The 21,306-nt window shown below is 59.2% G+C and carries 19 protein-coding genes; 7 read left to right on the top strand and 12 right to left on the bottom strand.

Features of this window, described 5'->3' with window-relative positions:
* The first annotated feature begins 1 nt into the window (after position 1).
* The 4 genes from E4O97_RS14295 (at position 2) to fabB (ending at position 4,826) form a co-directional block, all read left to right on the top strand.
* Entirely contained in the window at positions 2–931 is a 930-nt protein-coding gene (locus E4O97_RS14295; protein WP_078820727.1) for an ABC transporter substrate-binding protein, read from the top strand.
* Positions 928–2,829 carry an ATP-binding protein gene (locus E4O97_RS14290; protein WP_078820726.1) on the top strand — a complete coding sequence of 634 codons (1,902 nt, stop codon included), beginning with the start codon at positions 928–930 and terminating at the stop codon, positions 2,827–2,829. Before E4O97_RS14295 ends, E4O97_RS14290 begins: the two co-directional genes overlap by 4 nt.
* A gap of 249 nt (positions 2,830–3,078) precedes the next feature.
* Positions 3,079–3,594 carry a 3-hydroxyacyl-[acyl-carrier-protein] dehydratase FabA gene (gene fabA, locus E4O97_RS14285; protein ID WP_003210552.1) on the top strand — a complete coding sequence of 172 codons (516 nt, stop codon included), beginning with the start codon at positions 3,079–3,081 and terminating at the stop codon, positions 3,592–3,594.
* Positions 3,595–3,605: 11 nt separating this feature from the next.
* Positions 3,606–4,826 (top strand): beta-ketoacyl-ACP synthase I, encoded by a 1,221-nt coding sequence (fabB, locus tag E4O97_RS14280; protein WP_032877086.1) that lies wholly within the window; start codon positions 3,606–3,608, stop codon positions 4,824–4,826.
* Between the two features lie 187 nt (positions 4,827–5,013).
* On the opposite strand, the gene E4O97_RS14275 is transcribed toward fabB, so the two are convergent.
* Positions 5,014–6,639 (bottom strand): methyl-accepting chemotaxis protein, encoded by a 1,626-nt coding sequence (locus E4O97_RS14275; protein ID WP_248161559.1) that lies wholly within the window; start codon positions 6,637–6,639, stop codon positions 5,014–5,016.
* Positions 6,640–6,736: 97 nt separating this feature from the next.
* Positions 6,737–7,759, bottom strand: a complete 1,023-nt coding sequence (locus E4O97_RS14270; RefSeq protein WP_216090965.1) for an amidohydrolase family protein — start codon at positions 7,757–7,759, stop codon at positions 6,737–6,739.
* A 137-nt stretch (positions 7,760–7,896) separates the two neighbouring features.
* On the opposite strand from E4O97_RS14270, the gene E4O97_RS14265 reads away from it, so the two are divergent.
* Positions 7,897–8,313 (top strand): OsmC family protein, encoded by a 417-nt coding sequence (locus tag E4O97_RS14265; protein ID WP_005786596.1) that lies wholly within the window; start codon positions 7,897–7,899, stop codon positions 8,311–8,313.
* A 64-nt stretch (positions 8,314–8,377) separates the two neighbouring features.
* Positions 8,378–9,244, top strand: a complete 867-nt coding sequence (locus E4O97_RS14260; protein ID WP_248161558.1) for a pirin family protein — start codon at positions 8,378–8,380, stop codon at positions 9,242–9,244.
* Positions 9,245–9,342: 98 nt separating this feature from the next.
* Here the strand turns inward: E4O97_RS14260 and E4O97_RS14255 are convergent, their stop codons facing one another.
* The 4 genes from E4O97_RS14255 to E4O97_RS14240 all read right to left on the bottom strand — a co-directional run bounded on the left by E4O97_RS14255 (position 9,343) and on the right by E4O97_RS14240 (position 13,056).
* On the bottom strand, positions 9,343–10,071 hold the full coding sequence (locus E4O97_RS14255; protein WP_248161556.1) for a dienelactone hydrolase family protein: 729 nt from the start codon (positions 10,069–10,071) through the stop codon (positions 9,343–9,345).
* A 65-nt stretch (positions 10,072–10,136) separates the two neighbouring features.
* Positions 10,137–12,041 (bottom strand): molecular chaperone HtpG, encoded by a 1,905-nt coding sequence (htpG, locus tag E4O97_RS14250; RefSeq protein WP_078820733.1) that lies wholly within the window; start codon positions 12,039–12,041, stop codon positions 10,137–10,139.
* Positions 12,042–12,130: 89 nt separating this feature from the next.
* Positions 12,131–12,583: a PaaI family thioesterase gene (locus E4O97_RS14245; RefSeq protein ID WP_005786590.1), complete on the bottom strand. Its 453-nt coding sequence runs from the start codon at positions 12,581–12,583 to the stop codon at positions 12,131–12,133.
* On the bottom strand, positions 12,580–13,056 hold the full coding sequence (locus E4O97_RS14240) for a PaaI family thioesterase (RefSeq protein WP_005786588.1): 477 nt from the start codon (positions 13,054–13,056) through the stop codon (positions 12,580–12,582). The genes E4O97_RS14245 and E4O97_RS14240 overlap by 4 nt, the downstream gene beginning before the upstream one ends.
* A 156-nt stretch (positions 13,057–13,212) precedes the next feature.
* Between E4O97_RS14240 and E4O97_RS14235 the strand changes: the two genes are divergently transcribed.
* Complete coding sequence (locus E4O97_RS14235) at positions 13,213–13,470, top strand: hypothetical protein (protein ID WP_005786587.1); 258 nt, start codon at positions 13,213–13,215, stop codon at positions 13,468–13,470.
* Between the two features lie 83 nt (positions 13,471–13,553).
* Here the strand turns inward: E4O97_RS14235 and E4O97_RS14230 are convergent, their stop codons facing one another.
* The 6 genes from E4O97_RS14230 to odhB form a co-directional block, all read right to left on the bottom strand.
* Entirely contained in the window at positions 13,554–14,294 is a 741-nt protein-coding gene (locus E4O97_RS14230; RefSeq protein WP_005786585.1) for a DUF599 family protein, read from the bottom strand.
* Between the two features lie 256 nt (positions 14,295–14,550).
* On the bottom strand, positions 14,551–15,864 hold the full coding sequence (brnQ, locus tag E4O97_RS14225; protein WP_005786584.1) for a branched-chain amino acid transport system II carrier protein: 1,314 nt from the start codon (positions 15,862–15,864) through the stop codon (positions 14,551–14,553).
* 422 nt (positions 15,865–16,286) lie between these two features.
* Positions 16,287–17,168: a succinate--CoA ligase subunit alpha gene (gene sucD, locus E4O97_RS14220; RefSeq protein ID WP_248161554.1), complete on the bottom strand. Its 882-nt coding sequence runs from the start codon at positions 17,166–17,168 to the stop codon at positions 16,287–16,289.
* Positions 17,168–18,334 (bottom strand): ADP-forming succinate--CoA ligase subunit beta, encoded by a 1,167-nt coding sequence (gene sucC, locus E4O97_RS14215; protein WP_003190011.1) that lies wholly within the window; start codon positions 18,332–18,334, stop codon positions 17,168–17,170. The genes sucD and sucC overlap by 1 nt, the downstream gene beginning before the upstream one ends.
* A gap of 204 nt (positions 18,335–18,538) precedes the next feature.
* Positions 18,539–19,975: a dihydrolipoyl dehydrogenase gene (gene lpdA / locus E4O97_RS14210; RefSeq protein WP_005786578.1), complete on the bottom strand. Its 1,437-nt coding sequence runs from the start codon at positions 19,973–19,975 to the stop codon at positions 18,539–18,541.
* 98 nt (positions 19,976–20,073) lie between these two features.
* On the bottom strand, positions 20,074–21,303 hold the full coding sequence (odhB, locus tag E4O97_RS14205; protein ID WP_032877091.1) for a 2-oxoglutarate dehydrogenase complex dihydrolipoyllysine-residue succinyltransferase: 1,230 nt from the start codon (positions 21,301–21,303) through the stop codon (positions 20,074–20,076).
* Between the last annotated feature and the right edge of the window lie 3 nt (positions 21,304–21,306).

The raw sequence follows: 21,306 nt of genomic DNA, 5'->3' as shown, positions 1-21,306 counted from the left end.
CATGGCCGATCAGTCACGGATGACCCTCTTGCTGCTTTCACGATTGTGGCGCCGTGGCGTGCTGCTCGCGTGCCTGCTGCTGGCGGTGCCGGCGTGGAGTGCCGATATCCTGCTGACGGCTGCCGAAGACGGCGCCGGGGTGCAAGCCTTCACCCAGGCCCTTGCCCAGCAGCGCCCCGACGACCGGGTCAGCTTCACCCCGCTCAAGGACTTGCCGACACCGAGCCAGTTGCCCGCCGGCACTCGCTTGATCCTCCTGGACCTGCCCAGCCTCGATTGGCGCCTGCTGGATACCCAGGGACCGCCGACCCTGGTGCTGCGCATCAGCCGCCTGCAGGCGCGGCAACGCCTGGGTAATACGCACCCGGCCAAAATCAGCCTGCTATGGAGCGACCCGCCGCTGGAGCGTCAGTTGCGCCTGATCGCCGACACCCTGCCGCAGGCACGACGCATCGGTGTGCTTTACGGTGCCGACAGTGAATTCCTGCTGCGCGAGCTGATCCGGTTTGCCACCCCCCTGGGCCTGGAAATCGTGCCTCAGCTCTGGGACAACACCAGTGACAGCCGCCCGCTGCAAACCCTGTTCAAGAACAGCGATGTGCTGCTCGGCCTTGACGACCCGCAACTGTACAACCCCAAAACGGTAAAGAACCTGTTGCTGAGCAGCTACGCCCAGCAACTGCCCCTGATAGGGCCCAATGCCGGGTTTGTCCGGGCCGGCAGCCTGGCCAGCACCTACAGCGATCAGCCCGACTGGCTTGCCGTGCTCGACCGCCTGCTGGATCACCCGCCGGCCAATTGGCCGCACACGTTGTACCCGCAACACTTCAAAGTCGTGGGCAACCCGCAAGTCGCGCGCTCACTGGGCATCGAACAGGTTGATGAAACCGCCGTCGCCGCCCGCTTGGCCGAAGGAGAGAAACGCCCATGACCTTGCGTCGCCGTTGGGATATCAACACCCGCACCCAGCTCATTACCCTGGGCCCCGCGTTATTGTTGACCCTGCTGTTGATCAGCTTCTTTACCTTCGTACGGATCCAGGATTTGCGCCAGGAGCTGGACCACACCGGCCAATTGATCGCCAACCAACTGGCGCCCGCGACTGAGTATGGAGTGATTTCCGGCAACAACGATGTGCTTGAAGCGCTGCTGCGTGCGACCTTGGCCACGCCTCACGTGCGCTTCCTGGAAATTCAGAACAGCGCCGAAAACATTCTGGTGTATGTCGAGCAGCCGTCGGAAAGACATGACCGCTCGCTGTCCGTGAAGGTGTTCCAGGCGCCAATCCGCCTGCAACACATCCAGCTCAACAATGACTTTTTCCAGGACAACCTCAACGAACCCAAGGCACCCCGAGCCGACTACCTGGGGCGGGTGATTGTCGGCATGTCCAATGACGCGTTCAGCCAGCGCCAGCAGGAAATCCTGTTCAAGGCCGGGATCCTGGCGCTGTTCGCCTTGCTGTTTACCTTCCTGCTGGCACGACGCCTGGCGGCAAGCCTGTCGCAACCAATAAGCGCGATGGGCCATGCGGTCAAGGCTATCCAGCAAGGCGATTACAAAACCCCGCTACCGATTGTCGATGACTCGGAGCTGGGTGACCTTTCGCGGCATATCAACAACCTGGCCGAAGGCCTGAACCAGGCCAGTCGCGAGCAGCAACAAGCCATGGCCCAGTTGATCCAGACCCGCGAGGAGGCCGAGCGCGCGAACAATGCCAAATCGGATTTCCTGGCGATGATGAGCCATGAACTGCGCACGCCCATGAACGGCGTGCTGGGCATGTTGCAACTGCTGGAAACCACCGACATGACTGCCGAACAGACCGAGTACGCGGCGCTGGCCTCCGAGTCCACCGAGCACCTGCTCAAGGTGATCAACGACATCCTCGACTTCTCACGCATTGAGCGCGCCGCCCTGGAACTGGAACATATTGCGTTCAACCTTGCCGACCTGATCAACAGTTGCGCCCAAGCCTTCCAGCACAGTGCCCAGCAACGCGGGCTGAGCCTGGAGCTGCCGATTCCTGCGGGCATGGAGGCCCTACGGGTGCGAGGCGATCCGACGCGGATCCGGCAGATCCTGGTAAACCTGATCGGTAATGCGTTGAAATTTACCGAACGCGGCAGCGTGACTGTCGAGCCCCATTGGCAAACCCTGGACCACGAACTGGTGTGGTTCACCTGCACCGTGCGCGACAGCGGTATCGGTATTTGCGCCGAACGCCTGGAGCTGATGTTCGATGCGTTCCAGCAGGCCGACAGCTCCATTTCCAGACGCTACGGCGGGACTGGCCTGGGCTTGCCCATCGCCCGCACCCTGGCCGAACGCATGGGTGGCACCTTGCGGGCCCAAAGCGAAGAAGGCCGGGGCTCGGTGTTTACCCTGGAAATCCCGCTGGCCATCGATCAGCAACAAGTACAGGCCATTACGCCCGACGCCCTCGGCAAGGCCAGTGCCGGCGAAGGACGCCACGTATTGCTGGTGGAAGACAACCCGGTCAACCGTACCGTGGTCGAAGCAATGCTGCGCAGCCTGGGCTTTGAAGTCAGCCTGGCCACCGACGGCGCCGAGGCGATCCGCAGCGCCGAGAGCCTGATCTTCACTGCTATCCTGATGGATTGCCGGCTGCCATTGATCGACGGCTACGAAGCCACTCGCCAGATTCGCCAACTGCCTGGCTGCGCCGATCTGCCGATCATCGCCCTGACGGCCAATGCTTTGCAGGGCGACCGCGAAGCCTGTCTGGCAGCCGGAATGAACGATTACCTGGCCAAGCCGTTCAAACGCACGGATTTGCAGCAAATCCTGCAACGCTGGGTGCAATAGCGCCGCGCCATCAACCAACTGCGACTGGCGTGAAAGACGAAAGTGCGGCAGTCTTAGGCACCCGAACGGGCCGATAAACAGGTCCGGTTTAAAATTTCAGTGAACAAGTGTACATTCAGTGCCTTGCCGCTGTGACTTTCACTACAACGCAATAGTCTATGTGTAGGCTGCCGCTATGAGGCATGAACGCTTCATTCGGTTCGGGAAGATTTGCCCAACCCAGCCGCATGGGATTATTGAGGAGCTCGCATGACCAAACAAAACGCCTTTACTCGGGAAGACCTGCTGCGCTGCAGTCGCGGTGAGCTGTTCGGCCCAGGTAACGCGCAACTGCCCGCCCCGAACATGCTGATGGTGGATCGCATCACCCATATCAGCGAAGAAGGTGGCAAGTACGGCAAAGGTGAATTGGTCGCCGAGCTGGATATCACCCCGGACCTCTGGTTCTTCGCCTGCCACTTCGAAGGCGACCCTGTGATGCCAGGCTGCCTGGGCCTCGACGCCATGTGGCAACTGGTCGGCTTCTACCTGGGCTGGCAAGGCCTGCCGGGCCGCGGTCGCGCCCTGGGTTCGGGCGAAGTGAAGTTCTTTGGCCAAGTCCTGCCGACCGCCAAGAAAGTCACCTACAACATTCAAATCAAGCGCGTCCTCAAGGGCAAGCTGAACCTGGCCATCGCCGACGGTTCGGTGACTGTCGACGGTCGCGAGATCTATACTGCCGAAGGCCTTCGGGTCGGCGTATTCACTTCCACTGACAACTTTTAAGGGTTATCCGCATGCGCCGCGTCGTTATCACTGGTCTGGGCATCGTTTCTTGCCTGGGCAATGACAAAGAGACCGTCACCGCTAACCTGCGTGCAAGTCGCCCTGGCATCCGCTTCAACCCGGAATATGCCGAAATGGGTCTGCGTAGCCAGGTTTCCGGCTCCATCGACCTGCCCCTCGAAGAACTGATCGATCGCAAGATCTATCGCTTCGTCGGCCACGCTGCCGCCTACGCCTACCTGGCCATGAAAGACGCGATCGCCGATTCGGGCCTGAGCGAAGACCAGGTTTCGAACGTACGCACCGGCCTGATTGCCGGCTCCGGCGGCGCATCGACCCTCAACCAGATGGAAGCGCTGGATATCCTGCGCGAAAAAGGCGTGAAGCGCGTTGGCCCGTACCGTGTCACGCGGACCATGGGCAGCACCGTTTCCGCCTGCCTGGCCACGCCATTCCAGATCAAGGGCGTGAACTACTCGATCTCCTCCGCGTGCGCCACCAGCGCCCACTGCATCGGGACTGCCGTTGAGCAGATCCAGCTGGGCAAGCAGGACATCGTATTCGCCGGCGGCGGTGAAGAAGAGCATTGGAGCCAGTCGTTCCTGTTCGACGCCATGGGCGCACTGTCCACCCAGTACAACGAAACCCCAGAGAAAGCCTCTCGCGCCTACGACGCCAAGCGTGACGGTTTCGTCATCGCCGGCGGTGGCGGCATGGTCGTGGTTGAAGAGCTGGAACACGCTCTGGCCCGCGGCGCCAAGATCTACGCGGAAATCGTCGGCTACGGCGCGACGTCCGACGGCTACGACATGGTTGCCCCAAGCGGCGAAGGCGCGATCCGCTGCATGCAGATGGCCATGTCCACCGTTGATACCCCAATCGACTACCTGAACACCCACGGCACCTCGACTCCGGTCGGCGACGCCAAGGAAATGGAAGGCGTGCGCGCGGTATTCGGCGACAAGGCTCCGGCCATCAGCTCTACCAAGAGCCTGTCGGGTCACTCCCTGGGCGCCGCCGGCGTTCACGAAGCGATCTACTGCCTGCTGATGATGGAAGGCAACTTCATGGCCGGCTCGGCCAACATCGACGAGCTGGACCCAGCCGTTGCTGATATGCCGATCCTGACCAAGACCCGTGAAGATGCAAAAATCGACACCGTGATGAGCAACAGCTTCGGCTTCGGTGGCACCAATGCCACCCTCGTGCTGAAACGCTGGCAGGGCAAGTAAGCCTCGCAGGTTGATCACATGAAAAAGCCCCGACTGGTTCGGGGCTTTTTTTTGCGCTTTGATTTGAAACCGCGTCGCCTTCATCGCAGGCAAGCCAGCTCCCACCTTCGATCGCGTTCATCCTGAAGGAATGCAGTCCAGTGTGGGAGCTGGCTTGCCTGCGAACGGGTCAACCCGGTTCCCCGCCCTACACCGAAAACCGCGCCACCATCGAATTCAGGTCCACCGCCAACCGCGACAACTCCTGGCTCGCCGCGCTGGTCTGGTTCGCCCCGGCAGACGTCTGGTGCGCCAGGTCGCGGATATTCGTCAAGTTACGATCCACCTCCCGCGCCACTGCTGCCTGCTGCTCCGAAGCACTGGCAATCAACAGGTTGCGCTCGTTGATCAGGGTGAATGCCGAGGCGATCTCTTCCAGCGCCGTGCCGGCAGACTTGGCGATATCCAGCGTAGAACGCGCCCGCGTGTTGCTCTGTTGCATGGAACTGACGGCCTGGTCGGTGCCCTGCTGAATCCCACTGATCATCTGCTCGATTTCCTGGGTCGACTGTTGCGTGCGATGGGCCAAGGCACGCACTTCATCGGCCACTACCGCAAAACCGCGCCCGGCATCCCCGGCTCGCGCCGCTTCAATGGCCGCGTTCAGTGCCAGCAGGTTGGTTTGCTCGGCAATCGAGCGAATCACGTCCAGGACTTTACTGATGCCATAGACCTTTTGCGCCAGCGCCTCGACCTGGGTCACATTGGCGGTCACATCGGTAGCCAGGGCTTCAATCGACACCACCGTCTGCTGCACCTGCTCACGGCCCTGCTGGGCAATGCGGTCAGAATCGCGTGAAGCATGGGACGTGGCCACCGCGTTGCTCGCCACCTCTTCCACCGCCGCCGTCATCTGGTTGACCGCCGTGGCCGCCTGTTCGATCTCCTGGTTCTGCTGATGCAGGCCGCGCGTGGCATCCTCCGTCACGCAACTGAGCTCTTCGGAAGCAGAAGCCAATTGGTTGGACGATTCAGCAATGCGCCGGATAGTATCGCGCAGATTCTCTTGCATGCCCTTGAGAGCCTGCTGCAAACGCGCCGGCTCATCGCTGCCGCTCACGTGGATCTCACCGGTCAGGTCGCCGCTGGCCACGCCCTGAGCTACTTTCAGCGATTGGGCCAGCGGTAGCACGATGCTGCGGGTCAGCCAGACCGCCAGGCCAATGGTGATCAATGCCGTGAGGATGATCATGCCAATCACCCCGGTACGCGACTGACTGAAAACGCTTTGCGCGAGGCTGGCCGCCTGATTGGCACTGGTTTTATTGAGGGTGACCAGATCGCGCAACGTGACGGCGATTTGATCGGCGAGCTGATTCATCTCACCGTTGGCCACTTTGATCGCTTCATCGAGCCGGTTGGCCTTGGAAAACCCCATGACCTGCTCCTGACGTTGCAGGTATTGCTGTTCCTGGGCCTTGAAACGATCGAACAGCGTGCGCTCTTCAGGGAGCACGATCAGCCCTTCGTAGAGGGCTTGCGCATGGGGCATGCCATTCTTGAGGTCGGTCAGTTTCTGCTCGTTTTGTGCCAACGCCTGCGGATCGCGGTTAACCAACAAGCGCAGGGTCAGCGCACGCACGCGCAGCAGGTCCTGATTCATCTCCCCCACCGCCATGACGCTGGGCAACCAGTTGCTCTCCACCTGGTCCGACTGCTGGCGCATATTGGCCATCTGCAACAGGGCAAAGCCGCCCAACGCGAATACCATCAAGGCCAGCACGCCAAAGCCCAAGCCGGCGCGAGGCGCGATATTCAAACTACGGATATTCATGCCTGGATTCCTTCCAAAAAAGTACTGCATCCACCTGCAGTGTGGTCTTGGAAGTTATCGGCACCCTCCGCCATTTATGTAAGACGAAAACGCGATATCAATGCACCTGACCATTGCCAGGCGGCTTGGGCAGGATGGCAAGGAAATTATCCCGCGCCACCTTGTGCGCCACCTCCTCGGGCAATGCATCGAGGAAGGGCTCGAAGCGACGCATCTCCTTACCTAACTTATTGAAACGCCCTACCACGTCAGATCCCAGCATAAAGCGCTCAGGGAAGCGCTCCACCAGCTTCACCCACTCCTGCCGAGGCTGACCCGCCTCATCCAGCAGATAGGGCGTGAGCATGCTCCAGGACAGGTCGATATACAGGTTGGGGTACGCCTCGAGCATGCGGTTCAAGGTGGGCAGCAAAAAGTCCATCTGCACCTGATGCCGGTGAATTTCCTTGCTGGTGCCAGCATGGGCCCAGATAAAGCGCGTATGCGGGTGGTTACGCAACGGCTCTTCGACTTCCGCCAGGTACAGTGGGTTACGCTCTCGCTTGGAAGTGATGTTGGAGTGCAGCATCACGGGCAGGTCGTTTTCGGCGGCCAGGTGGTAGATACGCGTCATGGCTTCGTTGTTGGCGCGGGGCGTGTCGCCTGAGGTCAGGGCGGTAAGGTCGTCATGGCGGGTAAACACTTCACCGATACCCTGCCACAACCCGGGGTTGAGGTCGATCATGCGCTGGATATGGGCAGCGGAGTTCTTGTCGTTGGGGTTGAAGCCGGCCAGGAACGGGTGAAAGTGCTGGCGCTGCTCGGGGGTCAGCTTATTGACCGCTGCCGCGACAATCACATCGGTGGCGCTGTACCAATAGGCATCGGCGTCATCACCAGCGTAGTAGCGGGGGCGCTTGGGCTCGTCTTCGTGCCATTTCTTGGCCACGGGGATGCCGGAAATCATTACATGTTCGATGCGGTTCTCGGACATCGCCTTGAGCAGTTTGCCCATGCCTGCCGTTTCCTGGAAAAAATCCACGTAATGCATGTGCGCGTCACTGTAGGCATAGTCGCGGGCCTGCGCGGCAAGGCTGCTGGCAGCGAGCAACAAGGCAAGACTCAGGCGGGTCCGAAGCACGGTGAAACCTCAATCAGGGCTGATACGGGTAGACCTTGCGCCTACCTTCGAGGTTCAGCGCGGAAAAACTGGAACACTTGGGCGCCAGCATGCTCTATAACTGCATGACCTTCATCCTGCCCCTTGAGAGGTTCGCCATGCCTGTTACCGTTAATACATTGAACGCTGAAAACTTCCGTCACAGCGTCAATATCAATCACCACGAACTGTTTACCGACCTGCCAAAGAGCCTGGGTGGCGACGACTCGGCGCCCTCTCCCCACGACTATTTCGATGCTGCGCTGGCGTCATGCAAAGCCTTGACGGTCAAGCTCTACGCGCAGAAGAAAGATATCCCGCTCACCGGCGTGACCGTTGAAGTGACCCACGACGCCGCCGAAGAGCAGAAAGGCAAATACAAACTCAGCGTCAAATTGACCCTCAAGGGTGTGCTGAGCGATGAGCAGCGCGAGGAGTTGCATCGCGTTGCGGACAAGTGCCCGGTACACAAGCTGATGACCACCGCCGAAATCAGCATCGAGACGAAATTATCGGAAGGTGCCTTCAGCGCATAGCGCCAACGTCCCATCGGGCGGGTTATGCTCAGACGCATCCAACCCGCTCAGACAGGGATGCACCATGACCACCCTTACCGTGATCCGCCCCCGCGCCGAAGATGTCGAAGGGCAGCCGATCCTGCGCCCGCTGCCTTCCCGTGAATGCCGTAGCGTCGGGCCCTTTGTGTTTTTCGACCATATGCTGCCCACCGCCTATGCGCCGGGTACCGGCATGAATATCCGCCAACATCCGCATATCGGCCTGTCTACCCTCACCTACCTGTTTGAAGGCGCCTTGCAGCACAAGGACAGCCTCGGCTCGGATCAGGTGGTGCAGGCCGGCGATGTCAGCTGGATGACCGCGGGCAGCGCGATTGCCCATGTCGAGCGTACCCCCGAAGCGCTCAAGGCCAGTGGTTTCAACCTGCACGGCCTGCAGGTGTGGCTGGCCTCCCCCAAGGACCACGAGACCGGCCCCGGCCATTACAGCCATCACCCGGCGGCGAGCTTGCCGGTGAGCGATAACCTGGGCGTGCAGGTGCGCCTGATTGCCGGTGATGGTTTCTGTCTCAAGTCACCAGTGCCGGTGCTCTCGCCGACGTTGTATGCCGAGGTGCAGATGCAAACAGCCACCACCTTGCTGATCCCCGATGAGCATGAGGAGCGCGCGGTGTATGTGCTGGAAGGTGAGGCGCAGCTCGACGGTGAGCCGCTGGCAGTGCATAGCCTGATGGTATTGCCGCCAGGGCAAGAGATGACATTGTTTGCCGAAACCGACTGCCATGTGGTGGTGTTTGGCGGGGCGCCGCTGGACGGGCCGCGGCGGATCAACTGGAATTTCGTGGCGAGCGATCCGGCAGTGATCGAGCACGCCAGACAGCGCTGGGCTGCTGGGGACTGGCCGAGGGTGCCGGGGGAGTCAGAACGAATTGAGTTGCCTGTGAAATAGCTATCGCAGGCAAGCCAGCTCCCACACTGGATGGGTGTACACCTTAAAATGTGGGAGCTGGGCATGCCCGCGATGGCGTCAGGTCAGGCGCCGCAGAGTCAGCCCTTGAACACTTCATCCAACAAGTTATGCATCGACTGGAAAGCCCGCGCAGCGGTCTTCGCGTCGTACATCATCTTGCCTGGCACATTGGCATGGGGATCGGTGAAGGAATGCACTGCGCCGCCGTAGCTCAGCAACTGCCAATCCACACCCGCTGCGTTCATTTCCTCTTCGAACGCTGGCAGTTGCTCTTTGGGCACCAATGGGTCGGACGCACCATGCAATACCAACACTGAACCCTTGATGTTTTTCGCATCCGCCGGGTTCGGCGTGTCGAGGGTACCGTGGAAAGAGACAGCCGCCTTCACCGGCGCACCGGTACGTGCCAATTCCAGAGCGCAGCAACCGCCGAAGCAGAAACCGAAGGCTGCCAGCTTCGACGTATCAACGGCTGCCTCGGTCTGGCCTTGCAGTTGCTCGAAGGCCGCCTGCATACGCTTGTTCAACAATGGACGATCATTTTTCAACGGCATCATCGCTGCGCCGGCTTCATCGCCATTGGTCGGGCGTACAGTTTGCCCATACAAGTCGGCAATCAGCACCACGTAGCCTTTGCCGGCAACACTCTTGGCGATTTCTTCGGCACCCGCACTCACGCCCATCCAGTTCGGTGCCATCAGCAGCCCCGGCAGCGGGCCCTTGTAGCTGGCATCGAACGCCAGGCGGCTTTCATAAGACTGGCCATCAATCTGATAGACCACGGAACGTACTGTGACTTGGCTCATCATTTTCTCCAGTTGAGGAGGATTAACGAAAAAACCCGCCGAAGCGGGTTTTTTCTACAACGGTGTTAAACCGACAATTCAACCAACAGCTTGTTCAGTCGGCGCACATAGGCGGCCGGGTCTTTGAGGCTGTCGCCAGCGGCCAGAGCCGCTTGGTCGAAGAGGATGTGCGACAGGTCGCCAAACCGCTCTTCGCTCTGCTCGCCATCGAGTTTCTCGATCAGCGGGTGAGCCGGGTTGAATTCGAAGATCGGCTTGGAGTCCGGGACCTTCTGGCCGCTGGCTTCAAGGATCTGACGCATCTGCATGCCCAGGTCCTGCTCGCCAATGGCCAGGATCGCCGGGGAGTCGGTCAGGCGGTGGGAAACCCGCACTTCACTGACTGCTTCGCCCAGGGACGCCTTGATCCGTTCAACCAGGCCCTCTTTGGACTTGGCGACTTCTTCGGCGGCTTTCTTGTCTTCCTCGGAATCCAGGTTGCCCAGGTCCAGGTCGCCACGGGCAACGTCAACGAACGACTTGCCGTCGAACTCGGTGAGGTAGCTCATCAGCCACTCATCGATACGGTCGGTCAGCAGCAGCACTTCGATGCCTTTCTTGCGGAAGACTTCCAGGTGCGGGCTGTTTTTAACCTGCGCGTAGGTTTCGCCAGTCAGGTAGTAGATCTTGTCCTGACCTTCCTTGGCGCGTGCCAGGTAGTCAGCCAGGGACACAACCTGCTCGCCGTCTTCGCCCTGAGTCGAAGCAAAACGCAGCAGGCCGGCGATTTTTTCCTTGTTGGCAAAGTCTTCCGCCGGGCCTTCCTTCATCACCTGACCGAAGTTTTTCCAGAAGCTCTTGTATTGCTCAGGCTCGTTCTTCGCCAGTTTTTCCAACATGTCGAGCACACGCTTGGTCAGCGCCGACTTCATGGAGTCGATGATCGGGTCTTTTTGCAGGATTTCCCGCGACACGTTCAGCGACAGGTCGTTGGAGTCGACCACGCCCTTGATAAAGCGCAGGTACAGCGGCAGGAAGGATTCCGCCTGGTCCATCACGAACACGCGCTGCACGTAGAGCTTCAAGCCCTTCGGCGCTTCGCGCTGGTACAGGTCGAACGGAGCACGGGCCGGTACGTAGAGCAGCGAGCTGTATTCCAGCTTGCCTTCAACCTTGTTGTGGCTCCAGCTCAGCGGGTTTTCGTAGTCGTGGCCGATGTGCTTGTAGAACTCCTGGTATTCCTCGTCCTTGATCTCGGTACGCGGACGGGTCCACAGGGCGCTGGCGCGGTTGACGGTTTCCCATTCCACGGCAGGCTTCTCTTCGCCTTCGGCAGCCGTCTGTTCTTTCGGCAGCTCGATCGGCAAAGCGATGTGGTCGGAGTATTTCTTGATGATGTTGCGCAGGCGCCAGCCATCAGCGAATTCGTCTTCACCGGATTTCAGGTGCAGCACGATGCGGGTACCGCGATCTGCCTTGTCGACAGTGGCAATTTCAAACTCGCCCTCGCCTTTGGACGCCCAATGCACGCCTTCGCTGGCGTCGAGGCCGGCACGACGGCTGAATACTTCAACCTTGTCGGCAACGATGAAGGCCGAATAGAAGCCCACGCCGAATTGGCCGATCAGATGAGAATCTTTTTTCTGGTCGCCCGACAGGTTCTTCATGAAATCTGCGGTGCCGGATTTGGCGATGGTACCCAAGTGGGTAATCGCGTCTTCACGGCTCATGCCGATACCGTTGTCTTCGATCGTGACGGTCTTGGCGTCCTTGTCGTAGCTCACACGGATTTTCAGTTCCGCGCCCCCTTCCAGCAACTCAGGCTTGGACAGGGCTTCGAAACGTAATTTGTCGACAGCGTCAGAGGCGTTCGAGATCAATTCGCGAAGGAAGATTTCCTTGTTGGAATACAGCGAATGGATCATGAGGTGCAGCAGTTGCTTCACCTCGGTCTGGAAGCCCAGGGTTTCCTTTTGAGTTTCCACACTCATGGTCATCAAACTCCAATTGGATGGCAGTGGCCGCGCCCGAAAGGGTTGGCGGCGGGTTGTCATCAAAGTTGGGGGCTAAGACCGGGATTTCAAGGGCGGGCCAATTCCTCAATCTTGAAATGTGCGCGGGCGGTGGCAATCGGCTCGGCCTCGGTGGTTTGCCAGGCGGTGATCGCCACATTGGCGACGCGCCGGCCCTGGCGGCACACCTGGCATTTGGCGTAAGTGTCGCGAAACTGGCCGGCGCGCAGGTAATCCAGGGAAAAATCGATGATTTTTGGCAGGCCCGGAGCCCCGGTAAATACCCTTAGATGCAGGGCCGCCGACAGCTCCATGAAGCCGGCGATCACCCCGCCGTGCAACGCCGGCAATATGGGGTTACCAATATTGTCCTTGTTGGCCGGCAGGCGAAACAGCAGCTCATCTCCCAGACGGGTGCATTCGATGCCGATCAGCTTGGCGTAGGGCACCAAGCCCAGCAGTGCGTCGTAGTTGCCACGCTCGAGAGCCTGCTCCAGACGGGTCTTGAATCGATGCGTCATGCCTGCTCTCCCTTGATCGTGCTGCCCAGCCCTTGCGTGCCTTTTAGGCGCTTGCCCATACGCATGAACGTGCCCACCACATGGGCGATGGGTTGTTGCGGGTCATCCTGATAGGCGAACCCGCGCGTGAAGATCACATCGGTGGTCACCCGGTAACATTGCGCGAAGCCATACACCGGCTTGTGCGGCTCGGCTGCACGCATGTAGTCGATACGCAGGTCCAGGGTCGGGCACACCTCGAATTCGGGTAATACGCACAAGGTGGCCATGCCGCAGGCTGTGTCCATCAACGAGGTCAGGGCGCCACCATGAATCACGCAGGTTGCGGGATCACCAACAAGATGTGGCCCATACGGCAACACCAGGGTCATGCCCTCCTCGCTTGCAGCGTGGACAGCCACACCCAGCACCTGACAATGGCGCAGCGCCGAGACAAAGCGCGCAGCACGCTCTAACAAGGGGTTTTCGGTCATTGTTTTTAGACTCTTATTAGTGTGAAAGCAGCGGACTAAATCGCCGGAAAAAGTTTTTGTGCGAAAAGCGTTATATATCTGTGGGACAAAAGGAACTAATGCTGGCCCCTTGGGTTCGAAAGGCCAGTAGATATCTTCAATAAGGAGAAACACCCCATGCGCAAGACATTAGCTATTTCCATGATGCTGGCCGCTGCACTCGGTCTAGCTGCCTGCGACAAGAAATCCGAAGACAAAGCCCAAGATGCCGCTGCACATTCTGAGCAAGCACAGCAAGACATGGCTAAAGCACAGGATAAAGTGAACGACGCTGCGAAAGAAAACGCCGAAGCTGCCAAAGCTCAGGCTGAATCGAACGCCGAAGCTGCAAAAGAAGCTGCACCTGCCGCACCTGCAGAACCTGCCAAGCAGTAATTGCCGGGTGTGAACCTGTAGTGCTGCAACAGAAAGCCCGCTTATAAAGCGGGCTTTTCTTTGCCTGCTGTTTTATCCGGCCTTTAAGAAACACTCTCTTTTGCAGCATCCGAAGCTTGCATATTAGTCGGGGTATACACCATCACCTGCAAGACGTCGGAGTGAAACTCGCGGCGATAAAGCACCAATACCACCCCGCTGCTCATCAACATGAACAACCAAGGGCTGACAAACCAGGCCAGCATGGTCATGCCGAAGTAATAAGCGCGCAGCCCAAAGTTGAACTGGTTGGCCGCCATCGAAATCACCCGCGCCGCCCGCAAGGCAAATGCATTGCGCTCCTGCTCCGACACGTGCCGCTCACCAATCATCGGCGCCGAGCCCACTAGCACCGCAGCGAAGTTGTACTGACGCATGCACCAGCTGAAAGTAAAAAACGCATAGACAAATACCAGGGCCAGGCACAGCAACTTGATCTCCGACATGCCTTGGGAGGCCTGCTGCACCATAGGAATGTCTGCCAGCAACGACACCGCCCGCTCGGAAGCACCGAGCACGGTCAGAATACCCGCAAGGATGATCAAGGTGCTGGAGGCAAAGAACGAGGCATTACGCTCCAGGTTGCCGATCACGCTGGCATCGGCGATGCGGTTATCGCGCAACAACATGCGACGCATCCAGTCTTCGCGGTACAGGTGCAATACGCTGGCCAGGCAGGCCGTATCCCGGGCTTTCCAGGTGGCATAACGGGTATAGCCACCCCAGCACAGGATGAACCAGAGGGCGGCAAGCAGATGGACTTGATTGGTTTCGACGAACGACATGCGGGTCCTTGTACACAGGATGATAGGGCCGACACGGTCCAAATGTGGGAGCTGGCTTGCCTGCGATAGCGTCTTTGCAGTCACCACCGCGCCAACCGATGTACCGCCATCGCAGGCAAGCCAGCTCCCACACCGACCGGTGATTTCAACTTGAGATTTTTGACGCCATCCCCAAAAAAAAGACACTGCCATCGACTCAAAAAAAATGCCCCGTATCGTTTGATACGGGGCATTTCAGTGCAGCACAAACCGCGGGTTATGCGACGGCTTCGCTACGCTTGCCCAGCATACGATCGATCACCACGGCCACCACCAGCGTCATCACTGATGGCACCAACCACGCCAAGCCTTGCTCGCTCAGCGGCAAGTTTGCCAATTGTGTAGGCATCCAACCCGCCAGGCCCGCGCCCTTGAGTGCGTCGATACAACCAAAGATGAATGACACCAACATCACCGGGCCGACGATACGGCCCTGTTCCTGCCAGAAGCCTTTGCAGAAACTCAGGGCTACCAGCACGATGCACGGCGGGTAGATCGCTGTAAGCACCGGAATCGAGAACGCGATCAGTTTGGTCAGGCCCAGGTTGGACACGAACAGCGAGAACAACGCCAGAATCACCACCAGTGTCTTGTAGGACAGCGGCAGGATTTTGCTGAAGTACTCGGCGCAGGCGCAGGTCAGGCCGACGGCAGTGACCAGGCACGCCAGGGAGATCAGCACGGCGAGGAAGCCGCTGCCCAGGGAGCCGAATGTGTGTTGCACATAAGCGTGCAGTACGGCTGCGCCGTTGCTGGCACCGGCAGCCACGGCATGGCTGCCCGAACCCAGGCGGAACAGGCTGATGTACACCAGCGCCAGGCCCACGCCGGCAATCAGGCCGGCGATAATGGCGTAACGGGTGATCAGTTGGGGCGACTCGACACCCCGTGAACGGATCGCGTTGACGATCACGATGCCGAACACCAGCGCACCCAGCGTATCCATGGTCAGGTAACCATTGATAAAGCCCTGGGAGAACGGTGCGGCCACGTATTCCGGCGTAGCGACGCCCACTTCACCGGCCGGCAACGCAAACGCGGCAATGCCGAGGATGGCCAGGGCGATGATCTTCAGCGGCGCGAGGAAGCGGCCCACGGTGTCCAGCAGTCGACCTGGGTACAGGGACACAAAGAACACCACCAGGAAATACACCGAGCTGTAGAGGAACAGCGCCAACGGGCTTTCACCGGTCAGTGGCGCCAGGCCCACTTCGAATGACACGGTCGCAGTACGCGGGGTAGCGAACAGCGGCCCCACCGCCAGGTACGCCGCCGCCGCCAGCAGGCCACCGGCGATCTTGCCGATCGGGCTGCTCAGCGCATCCATGCCACCACCGACCTTGGCCAGGGCAATCACGGTGACCACCGGCAAACCGACCGCGGTGATCAAAAAGCCAAGCGCCGCCATCCAGACATGGGGCCCGGACTGCAAACCCACGATAGGCGGGAAGATGATGTTGCCAGCGCCCACGAACAGGGCAAAGGTCATAAAGCCCAGCGCCAGGATATCCTGGCTTTTCAACACTTTCATTTGAGGAAATACCACACTACTGAATCGGAATTTAGAGAGGGCTTCCCTATGGATGAGGGAAATGCTGCCGGCCCTTATGGGGACCGACCGGTCTAGCGCGCAGCTTCCTTTTGGGATGCGGACGCATAAAGAGGCGGCTAGAGTACAGAATCAGGCTGACAAACGCACTGTTGCGGGGCGAACTGTCCGATAAGCGACATTTGAATGTCGCGTTTTCATACTTAATTGGGCAATGCTGGCCCCTGTGGGAGCTGGCTTGCCTGCGATGGCATCGACTCGATGTGTCTGATGCACCGAGGTGCCTGCATCGCAGGCAAGCCAGCTCCCACACGGGACCAAGTACATCCTCACTCTATTTCAGAATGCACAAAGGCCACCCGAAGGTGGCCTTTGTGTGGTGAAGCGTCAGCTAAGCGCGAGGCTTACTTGACAGCCCAACCGGTCAGCTCGGCCAGGGCCTTGCCGATGTCTGCCAGCGAACGCACGGTTTTCACACCTGCGTCTTGCAGTGCAGCGAACTTCTCGTCTGCAGTGCCTTTGCCGCCAGAGATGATTGCGCCAGCATGGCCCATGCGCTTGCCCGCAGGGGCAGTCACACCAGCGATGTAGGAAACAACCGGCTTGGTCACGTGTGCCTTGATGTAGGCAGCCGCTTCTTCTTCAGCCGAACCGCCGATCTCACCGATCATCACGATCGCTTCGGTCTTCGGGTCTTCCTGGAACAGCTTCAGGATATCGATGAAGTTCGAGCCTGGGATCGGGTCACCGCCGATGCCGACGCAAGTCGACTGACCGAAACCGGCGTCAGTGGTCTGCTTCACAGCTTCGTAGGTCAGGGTGCCGGAACGGGAAACGATACCGACCTTGCCTGGCAAGTGAATGTGACCTGGCATGATGCCGATCTTGCATTCGCCTGGAGTGATCACGCCTGGGCAGTTAGGGCCGATCAGGACTACACCCAGCTCGTCGCACTTAACCTTAGCGTCCAGCATGTCCAGGGTAGGAATGCCTTCGGTGATGCACACGATCAGCTTGATGCCGCCGAATGCCGCTTCCAGGATCGAGTCCTTGCAGAAAGGAGCTGGAACGTAGATCACGCTGGCAGTGGCGCCAGTGGCTTCTACCGCTTCTTTCACGGTGTTGAACACTGGCAGGCCCAGGTGCTCGGTACCGCCTTTGCCCGGAGTTACGCCGCCAACCATCTTGGTGCCGTATTCGATGGCTTGCTGGGTGTGGAAACTACCTTGCGAACCGGTAATACCCTGGCAGATAACTTTGGTGTCTTTATTGATCAGGACGCTCATTACTTGCCCTCCGCAGCTTTGACAACTTGTTGAGCAGCGTCGGTCAGGCTGGTAGCCGCGATGATGTTCAAACCGCTTTCTGCCAGTACTTTAGCGCCCAGTTCAGCGTTGTTACCTTCAAGGCGAACAACAACCGGGATTTTAACGCCAACTTCTTTCACTGCACCGATGATGCCTTCGGCAATCATGTCGCAACGAACGATGCCGCCGAAGATGTTGACCAGTACTGCAGCGACGTTGGAGTCGGACAGGATGATCTTGAACGCTTCGGTAACGCGTTCCTTGGTAGCGCCACCACCTACGTCGAGGAAGTTGGCTGGTTTGCCGCCATGCAGGTTGACGATGTCCATGGTACCCATGGCCAGGCCAGCACCGTTGACCATGCAACCGATGTTGCCTTCCAGCGCTACGTAGTTCAGTTCGAACTTGGCAGCGTGCGCTTCGCGCGGATCGTCTTGCGACGGATCGTGGAAAGTCTTCAGCTTAGGCTGACGGTACATGGCGTTGGCGTCGATGTTGATCTTGGCATCAAGGCAATGCAGGTCGCCGTCAGCCTTGATCACCAGCGGGTTCACTTCCAGCAGGGCCAGATCGTGATCCTGGAACAGTTTGGCCAGACCTACGAAGATCTTGGCGAACTGGGCAACTTGCTTGCCTTCCAGACCCAGCTGGAACGCCAGTTCACGACCCTGGAACGGCTGTGCGCCAACCAGTGGATCGATAGTGGCCTTCAGAATTTTTTCTGGGGTTTCGTGAGCGATTTTCTCGATGTCCACGCCACCTTCGGTGGAAGCCATGAACACGATGCGACGGCTCGAACGGTCAACGACAGCGCCCAGGTACAGCTCTTTAGCGATATCAGTGCACGATTCAACCAGGATCTTGGTGACTGGCTGGCCATTGGCATCAGTCTGGTAAGTCACCAGACGCTTGCCCAGCCACTGCTGTGCGAAGGCCTTGGCGTCTTCTTTGCTGCGAACCAGCTTAACGCCGCCCGCTTTACCGCGACCACCGGCGTGGACCTGGGCTTTGACAACCCACTCGCTGCCACCGATTTTGTCGCAAGCTTCTGCTGCTGCTTCCGGGGTGTCTACTGCGTAGCCCTTGGAAACTGGCAGGCCGTATTCAGCGAACAGCTGCTTACCCTGATACTCGTGAAGATTCATGCTTTTTACCGTCTTCGTTAGGTACTGCGCATTCGGCGCTGCGCTCATTATGAGTGCCGCGCCACCTGTGACTGCTGCTTGCGCAACTTGCGGGGCTTATGGCCCGTAAAGCTGCGCAAGGCTGCGTCCAGCGGATATTCCGCGGTGAGTCTTGCGCGCAAGGCTCACGACGGGCAACTCCGCCGTGGTTTCTTATTATCTCGCTTAGCGCTTCTTCTTGTTGGCGATGTGGATGGCACCGCCATTCACTGCCAACGCTGCTTCGTGCAACGCTTCGGACAGGGTCGGATGGGAGAAGACCATCATACCCAGGTCCTCGGCACTGGTGCCGAATTCCATACCGATCGCGCCTTGCTGAACCAGTTCTGCAGCGCTTGGGCCAATCACGTGGACGCCCAATACGCGGTCAGTCTTGGCATCAGCGATGACTTTGACAAAACCACCGGTGTCGTTGGCTGCCATGGCACGGCCGGAAGCGGCAAACGGGAAGGTGCCGACGTTAACTTCAACGCCTTCAGCTTTCAACTGCTGTTCGTTCTTGCCGACCCATGCGATTTCCGGGTGGGTGTAGATAACAGACGGGATCAGGTCGTAGTTCATCTGGGTCTTGTGACCCTTGATGCGCTCGACGACCATGATGCCTTCCTCGGAAGCCTTGTGGGCCAGCATCATGCCACGAACCACGTCGCCGATCGCATATACGCCCGGTACGGTGGTCGCGCAGTGATCGTCAACGTGGATGAAGCCACGCTCGTCGATGTTCACGCCGCTGTCGGAAGCCAGCAGGTCGTTGGTCACTGGACGGCGACCAACGGCAACGATCAGCTTGTCGAAGGTGATGGTCTGCTCGCCGTCTTTATCGGTGTAGGTCACCACGACTTCTTCGCCGTTGACCTTGGAGCCGGTGACACGGGCGCCGAGCTTGATGTCCAGACCTTGTTTGGTCAGGGTTTTCAGCGCCTCTTTGGAGACTGCAGTGTCGGCCGCCAGCAGGAACGTGTCCAGGGCTTCCAGCACGGTGACTTCAGCGCCCAGACGGGACCATACCGAACCCAGTTCCAGACCGATTACGCCAGCGCCGATCACGCCCAGGCGCTTAGGCACAGCCTGGAATTCCAAGGCGCCGGTCGAATCAACGATCACGTTGTTATCAACTGGGGCAGGCGGAATGTCGATTGGACGCGAGCCAGGTGCCAGGATCACGTTTTCGGCTTCGATGACTTCAACCGAACCGTCTGGCTTGGTGACTTCGACTTTCTTGCCGGCCAGCAGCTTGCCGTGACCCTGAATGGAAGTCACACCGTTGGCCTTGAACAAGGTGGCAACGCCGGAAGTCAGGCCTTTGACGATGTTGGCTTTACGGCCGACCATTGCTGGCACGTCCATGGTCACGCCAGCATGGTTGATGCCGTGGATCGCGAAGCCGTCTTGGGCTTCGTGGAATTTCCAGGAGCTGTCCAGCAGCGCCTTGGAAGGAATGCAACCAACGTTCAGGCAGGTACCGCCCAGCGCCAGTTTGCCTTCCTTGTCGGTGTACTTTTCGATGCAAGCAGTCGAGAGGCCCAGTTGCGCAGCCTTGATGGCGGCAACATAGCCGCCAGGGCCTGCACCAATCACTACAACGTCAAATTTCTGTGTCATGAAATAGATCCTCTATTAGCTTCAAGCGTCAAGCCACAAGCTGCAAGCCAAACTGCGTTTACTTGCAGCTTGCAGCTCGCAACTTGAAGCTGCTCCAATCAAATATCCAGGAGCAGGCGAGCCGGGTCTTCCAGCAGGTTCTTGATGGTCACCAGGAACGTCACGGCTTCTTTACCATCGATCAGGCGGTGATCGTAAGACAATGCCAGGTACATCATTGGGCGGATCACGACCTGGCCGTTGATGGCCATCGGACGCTGGATGATGTTGTGCATGCCCAGGATCGCGGCTTGCGGTGGGTTGACGATCGGCGTCGACATCATCGAACCGAAGGTACCACCGTTAGTGATGGTGAAGGTACCGCCGGTCATCTCGTCGATGGTCAGCTTGCCGTCACGGGCTTTCTTGCCGAAGCCGGCGATGCCGCCTTCGATTTCGGCCAGGCTCATCAGCTCGGCGTTACGCAGCACTGGAACTACCAGGCCACGGTCGCTGGACACGGCAACGCCGATATCTGCATAGCCGTGGTAAACGATGTCGCCGCCGTCGATGGAAGCGTTGACTGCCGGGAAGCGCTTGAGTGCTTCGGTGGCCGCTTTCACGAAGAACGACATGAAGCCCAGGCGCACGCCGTTGTGGGACTTCTCGAACAGGTCCTTGTACTTGGAGCGCAGGGCCATGACTTCAGTCATGTCGACTTCGTTGAACGTGGTCAGCATCGCCATGTTCGACTGCGCTTCAACCAGGCGCTTGGCCACGGTGGCACGCACGCGAGTCATCGGTACGCGCTTCTCGGTACGGTCGCCGGCAGCGAACACCGGGGCAGCAGCCGCTGGAGCAGCAGCCTTGGCAGGCGCGGCAGCCGGAGCGTTCTTCTTGGCTTCAACCGCAGCAACCACGTCTTCCTTGGTCACGCGGCCGTCTTTGCCGGTGCCCTTGATGGAAGCCAGGTTGATGCCGTTCTCTTCAGCCAGTTGACGCGCAGCTGGTGCAGCGATTGGATCTTCGCCACCGGCTGCCGGTGCAGCGGCAGGCGCCGAAGCAGCCGGTGCAGCAGCAGCGGCGGCAGGAGCAGGAGCTGCAGCAGCGCTGCCCTCTTCGATCGAACCCAGTACCTGGTTCGACAGAACGGTAGCGCCCTCTTCAGCCACGATCGCGCCCAGCACGCCGTCAGCTTCGGCCAACACTTCCAGTACGACTTTGTCAGTCTCGATGTCGACGATCAGGTCGTCACGCTTGACGGCCTCGCCTGGTTTCTTGTGCCAGGTGGCAACGGTGCCATCGGCAACCGATTCCGGGAATGACGGGGCTTTGATTTCGATAGCCATTAT

Origin of the sequence: Pseudomonas sp. W15Feb34, from assembly GCF_023127765.1 — a bacterium.
In the GTDB taxonomy this organism is placed as follows: domain Bacteria; phylum Pseudomonadota; class Gammaproteobacteria; order Pseudomonadales; family Pseudomonadaceae; genus Aquipseudomonas; species Aquipseudomonas synxantha_A.
Note: the sequence above shows the minus strand (reverse complement) of the source record. Positions and strands in the feature narration are given on the sequence as shown.